We start from the raw sequence: 23,159 nt of genomic DNA on the forward strand, positions 1-23,159 counted from the left end.
CTTCCTCCTATTCAACAAGCTTGTAGGCAAGCTTACCTTTCAATTGTTCGATCAAATCTGCATATGTCATTTTACTGACTAATCTAACCCCTTCATCAAACCATAACTCCGCAGGCGCTTGTGCCAGAATGAAAGATGAAACCCCCATTTTCCGGACAAAAAACAATTCCCAGCTTCCACTCTCGAGCCTTGAAACTTTCTCCTGCAAAGTGCGAAACAGAAGCTCCGCCTCCTCCATACTCATTTCCCCAGCACTAAGCAGGCGGTCTACAGCGAATAAATGAACGAGCTCCTCAAAAGTATATTTACTTTCATCACCGAGACTTTCTCCAAATTTCCTCAGCGTCGTTGTCGAAACAATGTTACGTTCTACAATTTCCTTAGCAGTTATACTCACCTTTTCAAAGGATGCCTTATCCGATAGCTTATCAGCCATTTCATCCAAGGACAGCCCATCTTTCATATTCACAATGTTGTGAATCCGCGACAAGATCATCTCTCTAGGAAAAAAAGTCTCTTGCCCAGTGAAGGTAGATTTACGGATAAACCATTCCTCGGGAATTAACTGCTTCCTTTTCCAGCGGTACAATTGCCCATATGAAATACCGGTTAAATCCAGCAGTTGCTTCTTCGAAATCAAATCATCTTCCATATGCGATCACTCCTTGAAAGCATCGTAACATAACACTGTTACGTTGTAAAGAAAACACTCCCCCTTAACTTCTCTACCGCAACAAATCATTGCATTAAAGTTTCCCTCCAAGATTTTACGACACAGGCAAAAAGTAAACCTCCGTCTAGAGGAGGATTTCCACTCTCAGCACAAAAAAGCAGACAGCTCCTAATAGTAAGGAAACTGTCTGCTATAATTCATCTACTGTATTACTAAATCAAGATTATTCAGCTTTGTCTTCTCCAGAAGCTTCCACTGCAGCTGGTTCAGCAGCATCCTCTTCTGTCGGCTCTTGAGCTGTTGGAGGTGCGATCCGGACAATCAAAGTGTCCTCAGGCGTCAAAATTTCCCAGCCTTCATGCTTTGGCAAATCGGACACCAGCAATTGATCTCCAATATCCAGTCCACTAATATCCACTTCAAAAGATGCCGTTAATTTATCTGGAAGTGTACGAATTTCCAGTTCATGCAAATCAATTTGTTGTACGCCACCACTTTTCACACCAACGGGCTCGCCAGTAAAGTGGAATGCTACTTTTGTATCCAATTTGGCTTTCATATCAATCTGCTGAAAATCAATGTGAAGTAGTTGTTTGGATACGGGCTGGCGCTGAATCTCTTGAATGACAGCATTCTTTTTGCCTGAGTCTGGCAATTCCAATGTTAGAACTGCCCGAGGGTTATTAGCCAAAATCCCGGTAATTGTCTTAGCATCCGCTGAAAAGGATCGGCTATCTGAACCTGCACCGTACACGACGACCGGTACAAAGCCTTTTCTGCGCTGTGAAGAAGTCGAGCCGGATCTTTCTGTCAAACGTACTGTTGTATTCATGATGATTCCTCCTAAGTAGGGATTTTAAACAAGACCGATTAGATATGTACGTATAACCTAACCACTCTCTTATTACCCATTTGTCCTGCCTTTGAACCATTAAGGATCTTATTAATGCAGGTTATAACAGGGTTAAATTGTATTATCATACAATTTAACAATAATTATTCATAACTTAGGAAACAATGAGTTGCTCACGGATAACTGCAATCCTATCTGGGTATCTTCTCGCTTTTTACAAATCGCAGTAGTAAAATATAGGCAATAACAATTTAGGAGTGAAGCCATAAGATGCAAATTCAAAATGGGACAGATCGTTTTTTTGTTGCGAATGACGGTAAGGACCTTGCCGAGATCACATACAGTTTGGATAAAGAGGCTGGGGAATTGGTCATTGACCACACCCGTGTCTCTGAAGAACTGCGCGGGCAAGGTACCGGTGAAGAACTTGTACGGGCTGTTGTAGATAAAGCCCGAAATGAAAATTTAAAAATTGTTCCTGTGTGCTCCTATGCAGCTCATCAATTCGAGAAGCATCCGGAGTATAAGGACGTGCTGAGCGGGAACACAGGCGGACGAGACTGATCTCTCTTCCCGTTTCCGTAAAGCTTTATCAACCTATTCGAACTTATTCACTTAGTTCAAATACACTTTAGGAGGAAACGGGTTTGACTACTACTGATACTTTGAGAAATATAGAGGAGTTACAAGAACGCTGTGAGCAATATGACGGAATTTCACTAAAGTTGAATTGGGATATGCTTCGCGGCCCATCAAATGTTGGTGATACAGAATGGCTTGTGACCTATGATGATGAACTACTGGTCGGATTCCTAGGTTTGTATGGATTCGGAAGTGAAATGGAAGTTTGCGGTATGGTTCGACCAGGTTACCGTCGACGTGGAATCTTCACCTCCCTGTGGAACCGGGCACAGACGATTATCAAACGGGGCAATGTTGATAGCCTGCTTCTAAATGCTCCCGCCTCCTCAGCTTCCGGAGCTGCGTTCCTGCAAACACTACCTCTTCAGTTCAACCACGCGGAATATCAAATGAAATGGAGCGGAGATTCGGTTGCTTCTTCTGAAGCAAGCTCAGCGACAGGAACTGTGATCTTACGACCTGCTCGTGCAGACGAAGCACCTATCCTCGTAGAGCTGGATTGTGGAGGCTTTGACATGAAGACAGCAGATGCCGCCGAACTTTATGACCTGCAGAAGCAAGAAGATCTGCAAGAGCATATTATGATCGAAATGGACGGACAACCTGTTGGTAAAATGCGACTGTGGACCGAAGATAATGAAACTTGGATTTATGGGTTTACCGTCAACAAGAAGCTACGAGGACTTGGTATTGGTCGAAGCGCACTTCTTCAAACGATCGAACGAGAACGTAAAAACTATAATGGCATTAATCTGGAGGTCGCTCTAGATAATCCTAATGCGCTTAAGCTATATGAAAGCTGTGGCTTTGTCATTCAGAATAAACAGGATTATTACCGCTATATCGGCTAATCCATAGAATTAAAGCCTCCTGTCTAATGGCGTTCTCGCCTGTAGAGCAGGAGGCTTTCTTATTATCACATGAGTCCAAAGCCTCCAACATTAGCTTCGCCTCTATCACTTCTACGGTTACTGCAGCTTAACGAGCCGTCAGCGAGCACTTCCTGATCCAGAAATACAGATAACAATCGCACGTAATCCAAAGACTCCTTATACGGGACTGCATTTCCCTTGTAAGTGTATTTATGCCCCTCTAGTAAAGAGTAAATTTCCACGGTCTCTGCAGGCTCTCCGTAGGCCGCATAACAAAAGACATTAGTCATATGCAAAAAGCCTGCAACGGTATCCTCATTGCCATTCACCATAAATTTCTGAATGTTCAGACTTCGACCATGCTGAGAAGAATTCCAAGCCAATTGAGTAATCATAGATAGCTCCAGATTCAACTCCGGCACGGGCACATACCACTGCTCGTATAGCATTACCGGAATTTCCTCTAGATGATTGGTCGAAACGATACGCATAAGTTCATCAGCTATACTCGTCTTGATATCCCAATATTGAAGTAATGAAGGAAATGCGTCCCCTCTAGGAGGCCATCGACGCTCTAACAGAAATTGTATAGGTGTTTCCCTTCGAACTTCAGGCAACAAACTGTAGAAGTCGTTAAGTGTATGCCCTACAGCATATTGAACCTGCTGGCGCCAGCGTGGGAGCCCGGTCGCTGGAGCACCGCTTGATAAATTCTCGGCTCCACCAAGCATAATGTGCTCCACTCGATAATCATGCAACCGTTTATACGATGGCGTATGTAAACTCACTGATTTCTTCATCCAACTTCCCGCTGGCCCGCCCATCCTATGAAACCACCGTACAAGCTTCGATAAATTGACGACCGAATTGGCGGCAAGCTTCTTTTTCAGCAGCGTTCGGTCCATATTCAATCTTTAGGCTATCCTGTAATATAAAAGCCCCGCGTTCCTTTAACTTCTCCACAAATAAGTCCACCGCTCCACAATAAATGGCGTAACCTGTATCTCCACTACCGAAAACTGCTGATTTCATAGCGGTCAAATCAAGCTCATCCATCTCCTCATAGAAATCAAGAGCTTCATCCGGCAGCTCTCCATCTCCCCAAGTGTATGCTCCTAACAGAACGCCTTCATATGAATTTATCTCAATCGCATTACATTCAGTGACCGATTTCAAAACGGCTTCACCGCCTGCTTGGCGTATTCCCTCTACAATCAATTCAGCCATTTCCTCAGTGTTCCCAGTTAAACTGGCATACGCCACTAGCACTTTAGTCATCTATCTGTTCCTCCCATTACTAAACATAAAATTTAAATGATGTGTGCTTCCCCCTCATTCTATTTGATAATGATTATCATTGTCAAATGATAAAAATAAAAAAACGCAAACTCCCGGTTATTCACACGGTTAAGCTTGCGTTCGATCCTTATTTTTGCTCAATACTGAATTAGTATGCTCCTTCGAGTAAGGTAATGTGGTTCCCCTCAGGATCGCGGAAGTTCATTTCCTTCCCGCCATACTCCATCGTAACCGGCGGCTGACAATCCAGTCCCTTAGCTTTTAATTGCTCATACGTCTCATCGAGATTATCGCAGCCGAACACTAAATTAACAAAGCCTGTCGTGAGCTTGTCCCATTTTGTCGCATCCCAAATGATAATTCCAGGCTGCTTCTTGTCAAAGCCAATCTTTGCGCCATCAAAATTGCCATAACCTTCGAACGGGATAGGAATACCCAGCACCTCCGAGTAAAATGCAGCCAGCGCTGCTGTGTCCTTGGTGTAAATGTTAGTACCTTCAAAAGACGAAATCATAATTTGTCCCCTTTCATTCTCAGCATCATAGTGTCAATTTTAACTTGAATTTAGTTTAACAAGGCTAACAGCCTTTGTATTGCAAAATTGCGACATTTTATCTGCCAGCATAGACTAAAGCTTCAAGTGGTGTTCTTCCTGCATATTTCTTGAAACTATTTATGAAATGCGGCTGATGGCTGAATCCATACGAAAAAATAAGATCCTGCATATTCTTCGTCTGCACAGGCTGATGATACATTTCCCGCCATACATTCTGAAATCGCACAAGATCAGCTGTTTTTTTAGGTGATACACCTATGTATTCTTGAAACAGTCTTTCGAGTTGACGTCTGCTTAGATTAGAGCTGGCTTCCAAATCCTCAGCGGTTACGACACCCTTTTGTTTAATTAGGGTATAAACGGCATTCATCATCCGATCGTTAGTCCGGCCTCCACGGTCAAGACGCTGAAACAGATAAGCCTCAGCTACCGCTATTCTTTCATCCATAGAGTTTGCTTGTTCCAGCAATAGTCCAAGCTCACTTTTAAACGTACTAAAGTAATGGTCTACATCCACAAATGCATTCAAGACATCCCGCAGATGGTCATCCGCAAAAAAATGAACAGCCCAGAAATGAAATCGGATACCGAATCGTGAAATCAACCCTTCCCCCCTGTCTGAAGGCACCTCAAATGGAGCATCATTGATGCCAGAAAAAACGGATGTTGTTATCCCTGTTGATTCATCTAAATCCCAAATAATGTCCATGCATGTATCCGGAATAATCGTTTCATTTCGAGGTTCATAACAAGATATCTTGTCCATTAAGGGAACTGATACATCCGTACGAATACGTGGTGCAACAGAGCCCCAGAAACAGCGAATATACGGCTGCAAAGCTTGGTTGGGTAGATATTCACTGGTTTGGGCTGGATTTGCAGTTATCGGGAAATATAGAGGTGCGAGATTGAACATAAGCTGCTGTTCTCCGATCGGTAAAATTGTAAGCACTCTGGATTCTGATCATACACAATCGCTGCTTGATCTGCCAGAATAACAGCAGTCAGCATGGAAATATTATACACATTATCTTCATTCAATAAAATAAACAGTGCATTAGACCTGTGCGTATTTTGTTTGTAGCTATATGGTGAAATGATGTACAATAAAGGCTAAATGAATTTTTGAAGGATGGATTAAAAAATGTATATAGCTAGCGACTGGAAAGACTATGAAGTAATTGACACTGGCGGTGGAGAGAAGCTTGAACGTTGGGGTGACATTATCCTGCGCCGTCCTGATCCGCAAATTATTTGGCCACTCTCCAATGAGACCGCGAAATGGCGTGATGTACATGGTCATTATCACCGTTCCTCGGCTGGTGGTGGACAATGGGAAATGAAAAAAACGATTCCGGACGATTGGAAGATTAGTTACGGAAAATTAAAATTCCACCTCCGTCCTACGAATTTCAAGCATACAGGGCTATTCCCTGAACAAGCGGCCAACTGGAGCTGGATGATGGACAAGATTGCGGCTGCTAACCGTCCGATCTCAGTACTGAATCTATTTGCTTACACTGGTGGAGCTACTGTAGCCGCAGCAAGTGCCGGCGCTTCTGTTGTTCACGTGGATGCAGCTAAAGGAATGGTGCAATGGGCCAAAGAAAATGTCCAGCTGTCCGGCCTGGGTGATCGTCCAGTTCGCTACATCACGGATGACGTATTCAAATTCGTACAACGTGAACAACGTCGTGGTAGTAAGTATGATGCGATTATAATGGACCCTCCTTCGTATGGAAGAGGACCTGGCGGAGAAATGTGGAAGCTGGAATCCAGCTTATATCCTTTCCTTGAGAGCTGTATGCAAATTATGAGCGACAAACCTTTGTTTATGCTAATCAATTCATACACCACAGGGATTTCTCCAACTGTCCTACGTAATATGTTGTCGATGACCATGGGTAAACGTTATGGTGGGAAGCTCACCTCCGGCGAAATCGGTCTTCCGATCACTTCCTCCGGCATGAACCTGCCATGCGGTATTCTGGGACGCTGGGAGGCGTAAGCCATGACACAGCATTTATCTGGCAGCAATGAGCCGTTGGACGGAATGTCGAAGCGCTTTGAAGTGTTATACGAAGATAATCATCTTCTAGGCATTGTGAAGCCCGTGAATATTCCTGTTCAGGAGGATGCTACTGGAGATCCTGATCTGCTCAACCTGCTCAAAGAAGATGTGAAGGAACGCTTTAACAAACCTGGCAATGTCTATATGGGGCTAGTCCACCGCCTGGATCGTCCGGTTGGAGGTGCAATGATCTTTGCCAAGACATCAAAAGCAGCATCAAGACTATCCGAGTGTGTCAGAACTCACAGCTTTCATAAGGTGTACTTAACGGTCGTGCACGGTAAACCACCAGCATCTCATGGCCGTCTTACCGATACGCTGCTTAAAGACGCCAAGAGCAATACCGTCACCGTAGTCCGGAAAGGAACACCCGGCGGTAAGGAAGCCATTCTGGATTACACGGTACTTGGCAGCGCTGAGGGTTACAGTCTGCTCAAGATCGATTTACTTACCGGTCGTTCACATCAAATTCGAGTGCAGCTTAGCTCCATCGGCTGCCCCTTATACGGTGATCAGAAGTATGGGGCTTCGGTGAACAGACCTGGACAGCAAATTGCACTGTGGTCTGCACTTGTAGGCTTTCCCCACCCTGTTACTAAAGAAGAAGTAGAACTCATTTCTCTTCCGCCACAAACCTATCCTTGGGATCTGTGGTCGCGGGAAATACTAAAAAAAGAGCTTTCTTAAAACAGCCCTTTCTTGCAATTTAAAACAGGCAGTGATTGTCCATTAACCGGAGAATCGCTGCCTGTTTTTTTAGATCTACGGTGGGTTGATTGAACCCAGTAGCTGCATTCTGTACACTTATTCACAATAAAAAAGCAGTCAATCGGATTTCAAGTGCATTCTCTACAATTAAAAACTGGCTAAACCTCTCAAAAGTAAAGATAACCCTGCGTTTAGGTGTATAAAATACAGTTATATCTATTTGGCAGAGTGAATAGCAACTTGTAGCTGTACGAAATACAACTAAGTATTTCTAAATGCCTACTTCGTGCCTCTAAACACTACTTCCTTCATTTCTCTAAATACTCTAATAAGATATTTATAGGTTTGTCATCCCATATCTGGGCCTCAATATATCGTTCAGGTCCCTTGTCACCGCTGGTATTCCATTCCTGCGGCATACCAAATTGTTCTATTACACGGACGATCTCGTCCTTGGTATACACTTGATTGCGATAAGGTTTACCATCTTTATATCTCATTGTAGGAAATAAATCCCCGTAGGTGAAGCTGATACCCTCAGCATTAAATTGATCAACGGAAAGCTGCAGGCTTTTAGCTTCTGGATACCAGTCTAATAACCACGGACACTCTCCTAGTGTCATATAATGTGGGTAAGCTCGCGATGGCTTTCCACCTTTTTGAATAAATAATTCTCTGGCTTTTGCTTCAAGGCTCCGTCGAATTTCAAGATAATCTTGCGAACGTTTACTTGCAAAGCTTCTATTCTGGTGTCGTAGATCATTCAGAATTTGTTCTGCTTCTTGTGGTGGTAAATCAGATAAATTCTGAAATGGACCCGTAGCTTTATCGTAATAATGATACAACAAAGCTAGCTTATTCACGGCGTAGAACCTTCCGGCGTAGCTGTAACTACCATTTTGCCCATTAAATAAAGTAGTAACTGTTGGTTATGAGAGGAAATCGGATCAAGCGCTTCTGCAAAAAAATCACTGCGGATCTTCAAACCACGTACAGTCTCTTGCGTTCCAATCTCGGTTATACTCACCCATACAATACGGCGGTCCGCAGCATCTCTCTCCCGAATGATAAGCCCATTTTTCTCCATCCGATCAAGTAACATAGTAACCGCTGCAGGACTGGTCGCCAGATGTGGAGCCAGATCAGAAGGCTTCATGGCATCACGTTCCTGAAGCAGTTCAAGTACTGTGAGCTGGGCATCCGTTAGCGATGGGGCAAGATTACTGTCCATATGTAGTTTGTAATCTTTCAAAATTTTATGCCATATTTTACTGAATTCAGAAGCGTGCACACTTATTCCTTCCTTTCCTCGCGGTTCTATCCGGTATAACTACATTTTCGCGAAACAAATTCCATTTCCTGCAAGTGAAGAAAAATAAATCTTCTGCACGGTTGAGCAAGAACATTAAAAAAAGGCGTTTAGTCAGTTCTCAAAAAGAATTGACTAAACACCTTAATCTGTTAATTACTGATTAGTTTTACTTAACTGCCGGAAAAAGATTAACAATCTCATCTTTTTTCTCTACAGGGACAATCTGTTTACCCGTAGAACGACGCTCTCCAAGTGGTGCAGATTCAGAAGAGAATGTGTGATGTGCATTCTCCTTTGTAATAGCATTCAGTTCCAGCGGTTCTCTGCAATAGAAAGCCCCTGCCAATCTACTGCCATTTGGTCGTACTCGTTTGCCTTCCTTAAATTCAAAGGTTGGCATCCCTTTTCCACCACGGCTTTGAGATGGATAATCTACTAGTAATGAACGTTTTGCATATCCAATATCAGAGATGGAGAGAATCTCACCTTCATCTTCGCTGACCCAGAAGCAAGAAATCACCTCATCGCCCTCACGAAGCTGAATCCCTCTTACACCGGATGCAACACGGCCCATAGGATTAACTTCATTCTCATGGAATCTAATACTCATTCCTTCACGAGTCACGAGTACAATATCCTTGTCATTCGTACTAGTAGCCACTGTAATGATCTCATCACCGTCTGCTACCTTACAGGCTGCTACAGCTCCGGAACGGCTTGTAGAGTATTCCTTGAGCTCTGTACGCTTAACCTGACCTCTACGGGTGATAAACACAAGACTTTGCTGCGGATCATCAAGATTATTGACCGGAATCACACTTATGATTCCATCCCCTTTAGACAATCCGATAACGTTAACGATCGCTGTGCCAGGTTCTTTCCATTTAAACTCCGGTATCTGGTGAACTGGAAGCAAGAAGTATTGTCCTTTTCGCGTAAATACCAGCAAACTGTCACGGGTATTCACATCGAGCAGCTTGACGATATGATCGCCTTCTTTAACACCCGATGTATGGCGTTCACCACCAGAACGGGTAAAGGAAAGCATACTTGTACGCTTAATATAACCGTCTGCGGAAAGTGCTACTAACACATCCTCTGCGTTGACCAACGCTTCAAGGCTAACCTTAATCTCCTCAACCTCGCCTTGGATCAGAGAACGGCGATCGATCCCGTACTTGTCGCGGATCTCCAGTAATTCCTTACGGATTACAGCTACGAGCTTCTTGTCACTTTCCAATATGCCGCGCAGATGTGTAATCTTTGCCATCATTTCGTCCAATTCTTTTTGGAGTGAAGTAATCTCCAGATTAGTCAGACGATACAATTGCAAGGTAAGAATGGAGTCCGCTTGACGTTCACTGAACCCGAACATCCACACGAGATTGTTCTGAGCATCCTGTCGGTTCTTCGATGCCTTGATGGCAGCGATAACCTCATCTAGAATATTCAGTGCTTTAACCAAGCCCTCTAAGACATGAGCACGGTCTTCTGCGCGTTCCAGATCAAACTGGGTGCGATGAGTCACAACTTCACGCTGATGAGCAATATAAGCCTCCAGGATGGCTTTAAGACCAAGCTGTTGCGGAGCTTTGTTAACTATAGCTACCATATTGAAGTTATAAGTGATTTGAAGATCGGTTTTTTTGAGCAGATACGCCAAAACGCTTTGGGCATCAGCCTCTTTTTTGAGTTCAACTACAATCCGAAGACCTTCTCGTCCACTCTCATCACGAACCTCGGCAATGCCATCGATCTTCTTCTCTAACCGAATGTTCTCCATGGAGGTAACTAGTCGTGATTTTACAATCTGGAAGGGAACTTCAGTAATCACGATTTGTTGCCTACCGCCACGCATATTCTCAATCTCAGTCTTGGAGCGCAAGTAAATACGACCTTTACCTGTGCGGTATGCATCCATGATGCCATCGCCACCCATGATAGTGCCGCCAGTAGGAAAATCCGGACCTTTCATGAAGGTCATGATATCTTCAAGTTCAATATCCGGCTTTTGCATCACTGCGATGCAAGCATCAATAACCTCACGCAGATTATGCGGCGGAATTTCAGTGGCAAAACCTGCGGAAATCCCACTCGTACCATTCACGAGTAAGTTCGGATACCGAGAGGGAACAACAACAGGCTCTTTAGCTGTATTGTCAAAGTTATCCTTAAACAATACTGTCCGCTTCTCGATATCACGCATCATCTCCATTGCAATCGGAGATAACCGTGCTTCCGTATAACGCATCGCTGCAGCTGGGTCATCATCCATCGAGCCCCAGTTGCCGTGACCATCAACAAGTACATGCCCCATCTTCCATGGCTGTGCCATACGAACCATACCATCATAAATCGAGGAGTCACCGTGTGGATGGTAATTACCCATTACATCCCCGACGGTTTTGGCGGACTTGCGATACGGCTTGTCAGGCGTATTGCCAGAATCGTACATCGCATAAAGAATCCGACGCTGTACAGGCTTAAGTCCATCGCGGACATCGGGAATAGCCCGGTCCTGAATAATGTATTTGGAATACCGACCAAAGCGGTCACCGACGACCTCTTCCAGAAAAGCCGGCAAAAATTGTTCTGATAAACTACTCACTTTGCTCACCTTCTGTTCCTCAATCTGTCCACTTTCTTAAAGATTGGTGATATTCTTTAACTTCGCTTTGCGGATCATTCTTCCGGTCGCTGTTGTTTCCAGATTTTTCGATTATACCGCTATTAGCGGATAAAATCCGGAAACAAAGGCGAACGCTAACGCTCCTCCAGAACGATTCCGCCACTCCGTTTGCCTATCACCAAAAAATTAAAAACAGTGGAAGTATTCGTCACTTGCAGCAATACTAGCTGCAACTACTCTACAATTTCAGTGAAATCGACATTTTCAACAATCCAGCGTTTACGAGGATCGACTTTATCACCCATTAGTGTAGAAACGCGGCGCTCCGCTTTAGCAGCATCCTCAATCTGCACCTGAAGCAGTGTACGCGACTCTGGATTCATCGTCGTTTCCCACAACTGATCCGGGTTCATCTCACCCAATCCTTTATAACGCTGAAGCTCGAAGTTTTTGCCGAATTCCTTTAAGTAATTTTGCAGTTCTTCATCACTCCAAGCATATCTTACGGTCTCCAGCTTGCCCGTTTTACGGGTCAGCTTATATAGCGGAGGCTGAGCGATAAAGACCTTTCCAGCATCTAGTAACGGCTTCATATAACGATAGAAAAATGTCAGCAGCAGCACCTGAATATGCGCTCCATCTGTATCCGCATCGGTCATAATAATAATTTTGGAATAATTGCTGTCTTCGACGGTAAAGTCTGGACCAATTCCTGCACCAATCGTGGAAATGATCGCTTTATATTCATCGTTCTTCAGGATATCCAACAGCTTGGCTTTTTCCGGATTCATCGGTTTTCCTTTTAGCGGCAGGATCGCCTGAATCTTAGAATCACGGCCTTGCTTCGCCGAGCCTCCGGCCGAATCACCTTCTACGATGAACAGCTCGGTTCGTGTAACGTCCTTAGACTGCGCAGGTGATAATTTACCGCCAAGATTCGAGCTCTCGCTGCGTTTCTTACCTGTACGAATCTCATCACGGGCTTTGCGAGCCGCTTCCCGAGCCTTCGAAGCTTGAATCGACTTTTTCAGAAGACTTTGTGCAACCTGTGGGTTTTCTTCCAGGAAACGAGCCATATTCTCAGATACGATATAGTCTACTGCACTACGGGCAGAAGCACTACCGAGCTGATCCTTCGTCTGTCCAACAAATTCAACCTCGGACATTTTGACACTAATGACAGCCATCATACCTTCGCGTAAATCATTTCCTTCTAAATTCTTATCCTTTTCTTTAAGCAACTGTGTACGCCGGGCATAGTCATTTAGCACACGAGTATACGCAGTCTTAAAGCCAGTCTCATGAGTACCACCGCTACGAGTAGGAATGGAGTTAACGAAGGAAGCCAAGGTTTCTGTATAGCCTCCATTGTACTGAAGGGCTACTTCCACTTCGATATCATCTTTTTCTGCGCTGAAATGAATGACATCATGCAGAACATCCTTACCCTCGTTCAGGAATTGAACAAATTGGCTTGCTCCACCCTCGTAAAAGAATTCGTCCTGACGATTACTGCGCTCATCATGCAGCGTAATACGCAGACCGGAATTCAGAAAGGCAATCTCCTGTACCCGCTCTGCCAGTGTGTCATAATTCAGGGCTATTCCATTTGGAAAGACGCGAATGTCCGGTTTAAAAGTGATTTTCGAACCGGTTTTGTTGGTGTTGCCCAGAATTTCAAGGCCTGTTACAGGTTCGCCAACATGCTCTTTCCCCTTCTTGTCCACCCAATATTCAAAACGTTGACGATGGATTTTGCCTTCACGATAGATCTCTACTTCAAGCCATTCAGACAAAGCATTCGTCACTGAGGCTCCGACGCCATGCAAACCGCCTGATTTCTTGTAACCAGATCCACCGAATTTACCGCCTGCATGCAAAATTGTAAATACAACCTGCGGCGTTGGCACTCCTGTCTTATGCATTCCAGTAGGAATTCCACGACCGTTGTCAGTCACTGTTACTGAGCCATCTTTGCGAAGTAGTAAATCAATCTTCGTACAATACTTGGCTAAATGCTCATCCACAGCGTTATCTACAATTTCCCATACTAGATGATGTAGTCCCGAAGAACTTGTACTGCCGATATACATGCCAGGTCGTTTGCGAACTGCAACTAGACCTTCGAGCACTTGAATGTCGTCAGCATCGTATCCAGTACGGCCATTCTCGCCGTTATTAGAAACTTCAGCAAACATATCGATCTGTTCGAGCATTCATGCTCCTCCTTCTTTTCTCTATACTCAAGCATTAGCGCCTTCGGCGTCCTTTTAAAGACGGTAAGCCTTTAAGCGAGAAATATAAGATATTAAGTATAGATGCAAATCTTATACTTCTTATATTTCAAGAAATGCAAACAAACGTTTTGGTCACTTTGTACATTCTAATTCAAAATATCCCTTTTCGTAAAGACGGCGAATGAAATGATCACCGAAGCGGCCCCCCATACAGCCAGCACAGCCATGGAAAATGACAAGGACATCCCCTCTATGTGTGCAGGCGTTCCTGACAAATAACCGGTCAGTCCAAGATTTACCATAAATAAATATTTCGCTGTTGTCCACGCTGAAGCCATATTGGTCAAAATATTCCCGGCGATCAGCGCTGCCATCATGACCACTATACTAGCAGCAGTGCTCCTTACAAGTACAGAGATCATAAAAGCAAGCAAGGCAACTACGACGCTAACGAACCAGACCAATCCACCTTGCATAAGCATATACTTCCACTGTGGCACTGCATGTACGGTAGACATATCCACCGAGTCCCCACTGATCTTAAAGCCTGTAAATACAGGGATATTAAAACCCTTGTATCCAAAAGCCAGACCGGAGATTAGGTAGCTGATCACAAATGTGGAGAGTACGATAAGCGAGACAAACATAAGCAGCGCCGCCATTTTACTAAATAAGACTTTCCAGCGCTTAACTGGCCTTGTCAGCAGCATTTTGATCGTTCCTGTGGTTCGCTCCGCAGAGACTAAATCCGATGCTACCGCCATTATGAGCAGTGGAATAAATAAAGTAACCGAATTATCCAAAAACTCTCGGGTAAACGTAACGCCACTTGGCTCGTTCGGATTCACATCATGATGTAGGTAATATTGAAGCTGCTGTACAAATATTCGCCGATAAGTCTTCCATTCCTCTGGAATTCGATCACTGCCCAAAGAATTTTGATTATCAATGATCTGCTGCTGGATCTCCAGACGCCAATCGGAATTGAATTTATCTCGGCTACGCTCCGCTGATCGCATCTGAGCGTAGGTAAACATAGGCACCAATACAATCAGAATCAGCAGTATAACATAAAACCGTTTCTTTTTAATGATTTTTAAACACTCATTACGGATTAACGGAAGCATATTATTCAACGTTCTCACCCTCCGTTAGTTTCAAGAATAGCTGTTCCAGTGTCGGATTGATTTTATGCACAGCCCTAACTTCGATTTCAGAAGTCACCATTACGGCCACAATCTCGGGGATTAAATCCTGCTCCATAATAGTGATTAAAGAATTCGGACCCATCCCTGCAATAATAGAATCATCCAAGGTGACTTCTTCCAGCTTCTGAATCTGAATGTCCGGGCGATCAGCCAGCAGTGCCCGAGCTTCAGCAAAAGGCTCCAGCTCCCAAAGAACGTAAGGCGAATTTCGAGCGATCAGCTCATCTACCGCACCTACCGCCAGCACACGTCCTTTGCTAATAATCGCAACACGGTCACAAAGAAGCTGAATTTCGCTGAGTAAATGACTCGATACAAATACCGCTAGGCCCTCATCAGCCAGCTTGCGTATAAATTCTCGTAACTCCTTAATTCCCTTTGGATCTAAGCCATTTGTAGGCTCGTCCAGAATAAGCAGACGCGGACGTCCCAGCAGCGCTTGCGCTATACCTAAACGCTGTCTCATCCCAAGTGAATATGTACTTACCTTATCATGGATTCGTTGATCCAGCCGAACGATATCTACGACTTCGCTAATACGAGCATTATCAATACCAGGCTGCATGCGGGCAAAATGCTGTAAATTCTCCCATCCGGTCAAATAGGTATATACCTCAGGGTTCTCAACGATAGAGCCAACAAATTGCAACGCTTTTTCCGGATTTCGATTCACATTGTAACCACATACCGTAATCTTGCCCTCGCTAGGACGAATCAAATCGACAAGCATTCGAATTGTAGTCGTCTTCCCAGCACCATTGGGTCCTAGGAAGCCAAATATTTCTCCTTCTCTCACATCAAACGTAACATTATCAATAATCCACTTTCGTCCTATTTTTTTCCGTACCCCGTCCACAGACAAGACGACCGGGCTGGATTCTCCACTGTTCGCTTTTGTCATATTCTGCTTATCTCCTTGTTACTGTCATTTCCTCGACTAGTACTTGTTCAAAGGATATGTTATCTAACACAGCCATCTTATGATTTAGTGTATAGCCTGAATGAATCGCTCTCCGATTCGCTGATATCCATCCCCATTCGGATGAAAATGATCCGTTGATAAATATTTGTCCAAGTGCTTGTTAAACAAATCAAAGGTAGGAACCAAGGTCATATTGCTGTGCTTGTTAATAATTTCCATAGCTGCATTATTCCACTTCGTAACCGCCTGATTACCTGGTACAAGTAGATCTGGGATATCTCCAAAGGGGTTATATAACCCCATATAATAAATTTGAGCGTTCGGATTGATCTCCATGATCTTCTCAAGAACCTTACCCAATCTGGCTGCTGCTTCGGGAAGAGCTGCGAGCAATGACTCTGGCGTTAGCTCTTGATCCGTTGTGGATTCACTCTGAAGCGCGCCGCTATTCTGCAAAATGTTCGAGTCCTTGAATAAATCATTCCCTCCGATCGAGAGCAGAATGACATTTGCCATGTGCAGTGCGTAATCCACTCCATCTTCTTCCAGCTTGCTTTGCAGTCCTGCAGTAGTCAAACCATTGATCCCCATGTTCCCTAAAAAATCAACTTCGATACCTTTAGCGGATAAACCACTAACCGTGCGCTTAACAAATCCTTCTCCGGTGTTATCACCAGTTCCCTTGGCTAGCGAATCTCCGAGAGCAACAACCTTTAGCTTCTTAGTCGTCTCCGTCACTGGAGCGGCTGTTTGCTGTGGCAAATTTGTCTCTGACGCTTCTCCAACCGGATAAATGATGTCTTTGACCGCATAAACTAAACCTACAATTAGAATTATTGTTGTTATTATGGAAATCAGGCTGACCGTGCGCCATGTCCACTTTGAATCATTCAAAGCCATCCCTCCGTGTGCCGTTCTATTATGTATTGTTCCACATTTTACAAAGATCTTAACTATGTACATAAACATAAATCTTCCCTACCGGTTTTGCAAATGTCTAAAATAGAAATAAATCCTGCTGCTCTGCATTTTTAATCCAAATAAAGACATGAAAATCCTCAAAAAAAATTTGGTGATTAGAGCTCCGACACAAAAAAACGTTCCCCGATTTTCTTCGGAGAACGTTTGATTACAGTAATGGTTAATTTACTTATTTACCGATAAATTCTTGAACCCAGTAGTTATTGTCATAACCTACACCGATATAATTGAAGTTAGCATTCAAAATATTAGCGCGGTGACCCGGACTATTCATCCATGCTTTCATTACTTCTTCTGGTGTTTTTTGACCCATAGCGATGTTCTCGCCTGCAGCGTTATAAGTGATCCCAAAGGATTTCATCATGTCAAAAGGTGAACCATACGTAGGTGAAGTGTGTGAGAAATAGTTGTTCGTGCGCATATCCGTAGCTTTTGTAGCAGCTACTTTATGAAGGCTGTCCAATCCAGAAACGGGCTTCAGACCAGCTGCCGCACGTTCTTTATTTACCAACGTTACGATCTGCTGAACATAAGTTTCTTTATTGCTCACAGAACCGGTACTTGGTGTAGTCTCTGTGGGTTTAGTCACAGGTTTAGTTACAGTAGTTGTATCCGAAGGCTTAGTTACAGGCTTAGTCACAGTAGTTGTATCCGAAGGCTTAGTAACCGGAGTTCCGGTGGATGTATCTTTATTTGGAACCGTTCCAGTTTGAGGCTTGGACACCACGATTGTGCTATTAAAAATAGGAAGTCCCTGTAGGTTAGCTTGTTTTAAATATTGTAAAACTTGCTCATAGCTAGTTCCTGATTTAATGACTGTTACTTCAGTTGAGGCTGCATTCGCTTCGAGTGGAAGAGAAATACTAAGTGCCATAACAGCTGCTACACTACCACCAATAATTGCTCTTAATCTCTTATTCTTCATTCTGCCATCTCCTCTTTCTTGTGTGTAATATATGTTCCTGCTTAGAGTGACCAGCTACAAATGTTACAAAGTTGTAATTTGTTCCTCAGTCATTGTAGCATAAATCTATCAGCTGTGCTCTTCTAATTTTTAACATTTAATAGTCTTGTTTGTAAGTTTTCCGAGACTGAATTCATTCGATATTAGCGTTAAAAAGCAAAAAAAGTCGCCATTCTCGAGAGAATAGCGACTTTTGTATGCTTAAGTGTATCAGGTATCTAGTGAAACGACTGCCAAAATTCTCCCTCCGTAGAGATAAGTCCCATAATTTCTGCATATGGAATTCGGAAAGTAGGAAAACCTGCAGAATAAGGAGCAATCTCATATGGTGCGAAGTAAAGATACAACGCCTCATTATCTACAAAGAAAGGCTGATCTGAGGTAATTCCTTTATACGTATCCGGAAAAACATAAGAGTACTGAGGATCGTTTTCAATCTGCTTCCCTACGATTTTACTTAGCTTCTCCACGTATCTACTTCCTGGCTTGAACAGATCACCCAGTTTATAGAACCTTCCGTTACGTAGATTAGTATGTGTATAGATTTTGGTAGGCATGCCGTGGGCTGCTCCAAAAGGATAACGGTAACCCGTTAACTCCAGCACTAGAAGGTTTTTGCGGAAAAAGGATACTGAAAAATCACCATTATAACTGAAATCCTGTGCTGCTCCACCATTACCAGCATCTTCAGCAAGTGACAGCTTGCGCAGCTTATCATTTACCTCTCTTGAAACTTCCGCACTGGCAATTCCCTCAACAACCGGATAGTAGACCAGATAATCTCTGTTCGGTTTGTATTTCTTCTCCACAACGGAATAAGGAGGTCTCAGTGGAATGACGCCATTTTGCCTCCAAATTTGCTTGCCTTGACGGTCATAATAAGCTGTACGTTGATCTATATCTGCTCTAATTAAGCGTCCGCTAAGGGTAAGCGTTCCGGTTCCTTGGATGACTGGAGGCTGAGCTGCTCTTTTTCCGGTTCGATCTATAAAAAAGGTCTCCTTAGCATCATACACAGACGCCAGTCCGTCCTGATAATTATTCACACCAAGCAGGGTATGATTGCTCAGAATCGCTCCTGTCTCTGCATCGGCGATAATGTAGCGTGAGCCTCGATAAGGTTGACTAGGGAATATTGGTGTTCCTATGGCTGCTCTGCCTTCACCAAGCTGCAGAACTTCATAATATTTTGCGGGGATGATCATTCTTCCTTGTTTATCAATCAGCCCGTAGGCGTTACCATAATTCTCAGCGGTATTCACCACTGCACGCCCCTCCGAGAAAGGTAAAGCGGAAGTGAATTGTGGCTGAATTGCTACCGTACCATCCGTGTTCAAATATCCGTACTTACCGTTCACAGTTGCTTGATAAGCGAGTAGCCCCTCACCAGGACTCCCTACGAAAGGATGATTGTACGTATGCAAAATATTGCCTTCAGGGTCGATAAGTGCATACTCTCCCTCTTTTATCTTAACCAAAGCCATACCATTCATAAAATCATTGGCGTCCACATAAATGGCAGGCAATACCTCTTTGCCTTGCGCATCTACGTACCCATATAGCGATTGACCGCCGGTTGTATTTTGTTTTGAAAATAATGCCAATCCCTCATGCAATGAGTTCAGATAATCATAACGGGCTGGAGTCACTTCTTTACCTTTTTCATCGATAAATGTGTACCCTTTCGCATCAGACACCACTGCGCGTCCTTCTGAAAAAGGGGCAATAAACGAGTAAATGGGCTTTACCCGCTCCCGTCCAGAGCTATCAATCAGTCCGCTACTGTTTTTTCGCTGCACAATTGCTAACCCATTCTTCTGAAACTCCTCAGCATATTCGTATCTAGGTTCAATCTGGGCGCGACCTTCGTCATTAATATATCCCCAGAGCGTACCCTCTTTAAGATTAAAAGGTGCCGGATGTAGCCCAGTATTTCTTAAATCGTCGTCAACCCACTCCGGTAATACGTAAGGCGTCTCATATGGCTTATTGGAGTAGTCAACACGATATAATCCCGCCTCTGCTGGGATTGTGACGAATAGCTCCTCTTCCGTACGTATGAAATCTTCATCTTGCTGTGTAATATATTCGTTCCAGCCAATACCGTCCCATCTCCATACATCCGCCTGTAACGGTCCATTCTCATTCCCTTTCCCCAGCTCATTCAACCTTATTCTTAACATCCAGTCGCTCCCCTTTAACAAAGGCATTTGCCTATAGAATATGGGAGAATGTTGGTTTATGTGCTTTTGATATTGGTGATATGGGGTGAGTGTGCGAGACTGGTTCGCCGAGGTGGGGTGATGCGTGGTACCGGATGATCAAGTTGCGAGAATGGCATGAGGAGGGCCGTGTAGTAATGTAAGAGACATTAGGTTAGTATAGAAGCGCGATTGAGGTTCTGAGTCATGGAGAAGACTAGCACTAGTTAGCAACGAAATAGACATGCCAAAAAGCATTTGCCTATTACTAGCAAACGCTTCTTCAGCCCTTTATAAGAGTAATGAAATGATCGATTTAGTTCACAGACTTCTATACGATCATCAAACCAAGCTACTTCTTCGAAGAGTACTTCCGCATATCAAATGCGACCGCGGCTATGATGATCAAACCTTTGATAATCAATTGATAGTACGGGCTAATACCGATAAAGGTCAGACCGTAGTTAATGAGAGTAAAGATGATAACCCCCACTAGAACACCCGGTACAGTACCGATACCCCCGGTTGTAGATACACCACCCACTACGCAAGCTGCAATGGCATCAAGCTCATACATGTTACCGTAGTTATTTGTTGCTCCACCTGTTCTAGCAGCTTCCAGAACACCTGCCAGACCATAAAGGGCACCAGCAATTGCATAGATATAAATCAGATTCTTAGAAACATCGATACCGGATACTTTAGCTGCCTGCATGTTTCCGCCAATCGCATACATGTTCTTACCCAGCTTGGTTTTATTGAATACCACCCACACAATGGCGGCGACACCCAAGGCTATCAGCACGATATACGGAATTGAGTATTGGCCGCTTCCTATAAAGCCAGAACCAATTTTGGTGAAATCAGGACGCAGACCGCCAATCGGCTGAGATTGGTTAGGATCCATATCGAAGTACAGTGAGTTTAAACCATAAACAATAACCATCGTGCCCAGTGTTGCTATAAACGGCGGAACATGCAGTTTGGAAACGACAATACCGTTTATGAGTCCGCAGAGAAGACCAGCTATAATAGCTATAAGGATTGGAAGCCATACTTGAACCTGCGGCAGATCAGGGAAAAAGCGCCGGGAATAGTCCGGAATTTGCAGCATGGAGGCAGAGATAACTGCCGTGAAACCAACCACACGCCCAGCGGACAAGTCAGTACCTGCCGTAATAAGGATAAAGGCAACACCAAGCGCGATAATAATTCGCGTGGACGATTGGATTAATATGTCTCGTAAAGTATTTACAGAGATAAAGGCCGGTTCGTATAAAGCAATACCCATAATCAGAAGTACCAATACAATATAAATGGCATTTTGCGTAATAAAGGTTTGAGTTCTTTTAACGTTCATTAGTAGTGTTCCTCCTTAAAGTTACGCGAAGAGTAGTTCTCTTCGTAAACCAAATCTAGTTTCGCCTAGCAAAACTATCAGTACATTCCTATCCTAATGCTGTGCAGCGAGACGCATAACTTCGGTTTCCGTAGCTTGCTCGCCTTCTAGTATACCGGTGAGTCTACCTTCCGACATGACCATTACGCGGTCAGACATTCCGAGCAGCTCCGGCATTTCAGAGGAGATCATAATGATACTCTTCCCTTGCTGGGCCAGGTCGGTAATAATGGAGTAAATCTCGAATTTAGCCCCTACGTCGATACCACGAGTCGGCTCGTCCAGAAGCAGGATTTCGGGCTCAGTCAGCAGCCATCTGGCAAGTAACACCTTTTGCTGATTCCCACCGGAAAGATTCATGATTAGCGTTTTGGTTGTTGGTGTTTTAGTACGTAATTTTTCAATCATTTTATCGACTTCCACTTTCTTCTTTTTTCCATCTAGTAGAAGAAGAAGCTTCTGGTAACGATGTAGATTAGCGATGGCACCATTCTCATGAACAGACAAAACTGGAAATATGCCTGTTACACGACGCTCTTCGGTAAGCAGAGCCATTCCGTGTTTCTTCGCATCCTTCGGAGAATTGATATTAACCTTCTTGCCTTTAATAGAGATCGTTCCGGATTTCAAGGCTCGCAGACCGAACAATGCCTCAATAACCTCGGTTCTCTGGGCACCTACTAGACCACCAATCCCTAGGACCTCACCTCGTCTTAATTCAAAAGATACATCTTTAAAGGATCTTTCCTCCGGAGAGGTTAACCCTTCCACCTTCATGTATACTTCGCCAGGTACGTTAGAACGTTCTGGGAATCGATTCGTTAAATCGCGACCCACCATTTTGGAAATGATTAAATCTGTAGTTAATTCCTCCGCTGGCCAGGTACCAATTTTTTTACCGTCACGCATAATAGTAACTTCGTCAGAGATTGCAAGAATCTCTTCCATTTTGTGAGATATATAGATAATAGCTACGCCTCTACTTCTGAGGTCCCGTATGATCCGGAATAAATGCTCCACCTCCACACTGGTTAAGGAAGAAGTGGGTTCATCCATTACAATAACTCGGGAGTGAAAAGAGACAGCCTTCGCAATTTCAATGGATTGGATTTTGGATACAGACAGCTTACCCACTAAAGTCTCAGGATTCAGATCGATATCCAGATCTTTAAACAAATTTTCCGTGTCAGTGTACATTTTCTTATGGTCGATAAACTGAATCGGTCCGATTCCCTTCGTTGGAAAACGTCCTAGCCAGATATTCTCCATAACACTTCGGAACGGCACGGGGTGCAGCTCCTGGTGAATCATTGAAATACCGCTTTTTAACGCATCATTGGAACTGCTGATGGAAGCCTTCTCACCATCCAAAAAAATCTCACCGGCATCCGGTGAATAAATACCAAAAAGGCATTTCATGAGTGTGGACTTACCTGCACCGTTCTCGCCCATAAGTGCATGAACCGAACCCGGTCTGACCTTTAAACTAACATCATCCAGCGCTTTGACGCCGGGGAATTCTTTAGTAATGTTGTTCATTTCCAGCAAAAACTCAGCTTTTTCCATGTTGTTACGCCCCCTACGCTTTTTTTCTTTTTTATGAGAGGCACAGCGGTTCCATCCTGTTCCCTG

Annotated in this window: 21 protein-coding genes; 4 read left to right on the forward strand and 17 right to left on the reverse strand. The window is 43.9% G+C overall.

The genetic code is table 11. The features are described 5' to 3' along the window. Positions 1-7: 7 nt before the first annotated feature. Both ACN6MV_RS20625 and ACN6MV_RS20630 read right to left on the reverse strand, forming a co-directional pair. On the reverse strand, positions 8-652 hold the full coding sequence (locus tag ACN6MV_RS20625; protein ID WP_042129412.1) for a YhbD family protein: 645 nt from the start codon (positions 650-652) through the stop codon (positions 8-10). Positions 653-896: 244 nt separating this feature from the next. After that, complete coding sequence (locus ACN6MV_RS20630; protein ID WP_419884742.1) at positions 897-1,505, reverse strand: 50S ribosomal protein L25; 609 nt, start codon at positions 1,503-1,505, stop codon at positions 897-899. A 291-nt stretch (positions 1,506-1,796) separates the two neighbouring features. Between ACN6MV_RS20630 and ACN6MV_RS20635 the strand changes: the two genes are divergently transcribed. Both ACN6MV_RS20635 and ACN6MV_RS20640 read left to right on the forward strand, forming a co-directional pair. Continuing rightward, positions 1,797-2,090: a GNAT family N-acetyltransferase gene (locus tag ACN6MV_RS20635; protein ID WP_339287380.1), complete on the forward strand. Its 294-nt coding sequence runs from the start codon at positions 1,797-1,799 to the stop codon at positions 2,088-2,090. 83 nt (positions 2,091-2,173) lie between these two features. Then, the gene (locus tag ACN6MV_RS20640) at positions 2,174-3,019 is read left to right on the forward strand and encodes a GNAT family N-acetyltransferase (protein WP_042129416.1); all 846 of its coding nucleotides are present in this window, start codon (positions 2,174-2,176) and stop codon (positions 3,017-3,019) included. A gap of 65 nt (positions 3,020-3,084) precedes the next feature. On the opposite strand, the gene ACN6MV_RS20645 is transcribed toward ACN6MV_RS20640, so the two are convergent. The 4 genes from ACN6MV_RS20645 to ACN6MV_RS20660 form a co-directional block, all read right to left on the reverse strand. Beyond that, positions 3,085-3,840 (reverse strand): hypothetical protein, encoded by a 756-nt coding sequence (locus ACN6MV_RS20645; protein ID WP_375103427.1) that lies wholly within the window; start codon positions 3,838-3,840, stop codon positions 3,085-3,087. Between the two features lie 25 nt (positions 3,841-3,865). After that, positions 3,866-4,318, reverse strand: a complete 453-nt coding sequence (locus ACN6MV_RS20650; protein WP_042129418.1) for a flavodoxin — start codon at positions 4,316-4,318, stop codon at positions 3,866-3,868. A gap of 169 nt (positions 4,319-4,487) precedes the next feature. Next, a complete protein-coding gene (locus ACN6MV_RS20655) occupies positions 4,488-4,853 on the reverse strand; it encodes a VOC family protein (protein WP_042129420.1) in 366 nt (121 codons plus the stop codon). Positions 4,854-4,950: 97 nt separating this feature from the next. After that, positions 4,951-5,811 (reverse strand): helix-turn-helix domain-containing protein, encoded by an 861-nt coding sequence (locus ACN6MV_RS20660; protein WP_042129422.1) that lies wholly within the window; start codon positions 5,809-5,811, stop codon positions 4,951-4,953. Between the two features lie 228 nt (positions 5,812-6,039). Here ACN6MV_RS20660 and ACN6MV_RS20665 point away from each other — a divergent pair, with 228 nt between their 5' ends. Continuing rightward, positions 6,040-6,903 carry a class I SAM-dependent methyltransferase gene (locus tag ACN6MV_RS20665; protein ID WP_042129425.1) on the forward strand — a complete coding sequence of 288 codons (864 nt, stop codon included), beginning with the start codon at positions 6,040-6,042 and terminating at the stop codon, positions 6,901-6,903. 3 nt (positions 6,904-6,906) lie between these two features. Beyond that, the gene (locus ACN6MV_RS20670; protein ID WP_231573831.1) at positions 6,907-7,653 is read left to right on the forward strand and encodes an RluA family pseudouridine synthase; all 747 of its coding nucleotides are present in this window, start codon (positions 6,907-6,909) and stop codon (positions 7,651-7,653) included. Positions 7,654-7,982: 329 nt separating this feature from the next. Here ACN6MV_RS20670 and ACN6MV_RS20675 read toward each other — a convergent pair whose 3' ends face one another. The 11 genes from ACN6MV_RS20675 to ACN6MV_RS20725 all read right to left on the reverse strand — a co-directional run bounded on the left by ACN6MV_RS20675 (position 7,983) and on the right by ACN6MV_RS20725 (position 23,093). After that, entirely contained in the window at positions 7,983-8,537 is a 555-nt protein-coding gene (locus tag ACN6MV_RS20675; RefSeq protein WP_339287381.1) for a hypothetical protein, read from the reverse strand. Beyond that, positions 8,534-8,965, reverse strand: coding sequence for a MarR family winged helix-turn-helix transcriptional regulator (locus tag ACN6MV_RS20680; RefSeq protein WP_042129426.1), 432 nt, complete (start codon positions 8,963-8,965; stop codon positions 8,534-8,536). Before ACN6MV_RS20680 ends, ACN6MV_RS20675 begins: the two co-directional genes overlap by 4 nt. A gap of 187 nt (positions 8,966-9,152) precedes the next feature. Then, a complete protein-coding gene (gene gyrA / locus ACN6MV_RS20685; protein WP_076119739.1) occupies positions 9,153-11,594 on the reverse strand; it encodes a DNA gyrase subunit A in 2,442 nt (813 codons plus the stop codon). A gap of 254 nt (positions 11,595-11,848) precedes the next feature. Beyond that, entirely contained in the window at positions 11,849-13,831 is a 1,983-nt protein-coding gene (gene parE, locus ACN6MV_RS20690) for a DNA topoisomerase IV subunit B (protein WP_042129430.1), read from the reverse strand. A gap of 167 nt (positions 13,832-13,998) precedes the next feature. Further along, entirely contained in the window at positions 13,999-14,988 is a 990-nt protein-coding gene (locus tag ACN6MV_RS20695) for an ABC transporter permease (protein WP_419884743.1), read from the reverse strand. Further along, positions 14,981-15,961 carry an ABC transporter ATP-binding protein gene (locus ACN6MV_RS20700; protein ID WP_419884744.1) on the reverse strand — a complete coding sequence of 327 codons (981 nt, stop codon included), beginning with the start codon at positions 15,959-15,961 and terminating at the stop codon, positions 14,981-14,983. Before ACN6MV_RS20700 ends, ACN6MV_RS20695 begins: the two co-directional genes overlap by 8 nt. Positions 15,962-16,045: 84 nt before the next feature. After that, positions 16,046-16,882 (reverse strand): GDSL-type esterase/lipase family protein, encoded by an 837-nt coding sequence (locus ACN6MV_RS20705; protein ID WP_419886786.1) that lies wholly within the window; start codon positions 16,880-16,882, stop codon positions 16,046-16,048. 250 nt (positions 16,883-17,132) lie between these two features. Continuing rightward, a complete protein-coding gene (locus ACN6MV_RS20710; RefSeq protein WP_375103428.1) occupies positions 17,133-17,888 on the reverse strand; it encodes a CAP domain-containing protein in 756 nt (251 codons plus the stop codon). A 257-nt stretch (positions 17,889-18,145) separates the two neighbouring features. Continuing rightward, positions 18,146-20,110 (reverse strand): WG repeat-containing protein, encoded by a 1,965-nt coding sequence (locus ACN6MV_RS20715; RefSeq protein WP_419884745.1) that lies wholly within the window; start codon positions 20,108-20,110, stop codon positions 18,146-18,148. 370 nt (positions 20,111-20,480) lie between these two features. Beyond that, a complete protein-coding gene (gene mglC / locus ACN6MV_RS20720) occupies positions 20,481-21,488 on the reverse strand; it encodes a galactose/methyl galactoside ABC transporter permease MglC (protein ID WP_042129441.1) in 1,008 nt (335 codons plus the stop codon). Between the two features lie 93 nt (positions 21,489-21,581). Beyond that, a complete protein-coding gene (locus tag ACN6MV_RS20725; protein WP_042129442.1) occupies positions 21,582-23,093 on the reverse strand; it encodes a sugar ABC transporter ATP-binding protein in 1,512 nt (503 codons plus the stop codon). Positions 23,094-23,159 lie beyond the last annotated feature (66 nt).

Source organism: Paenibacillus sp. B-A-8 (assembly GCF_048572915.1).
In the GTDB taxonomy this organism is placed as follows: domain Bacteria; phylum Bacillota; class Bacilli; order Paenibacillales; family Paenibacillaceae; genus Paenibacillus_AQ.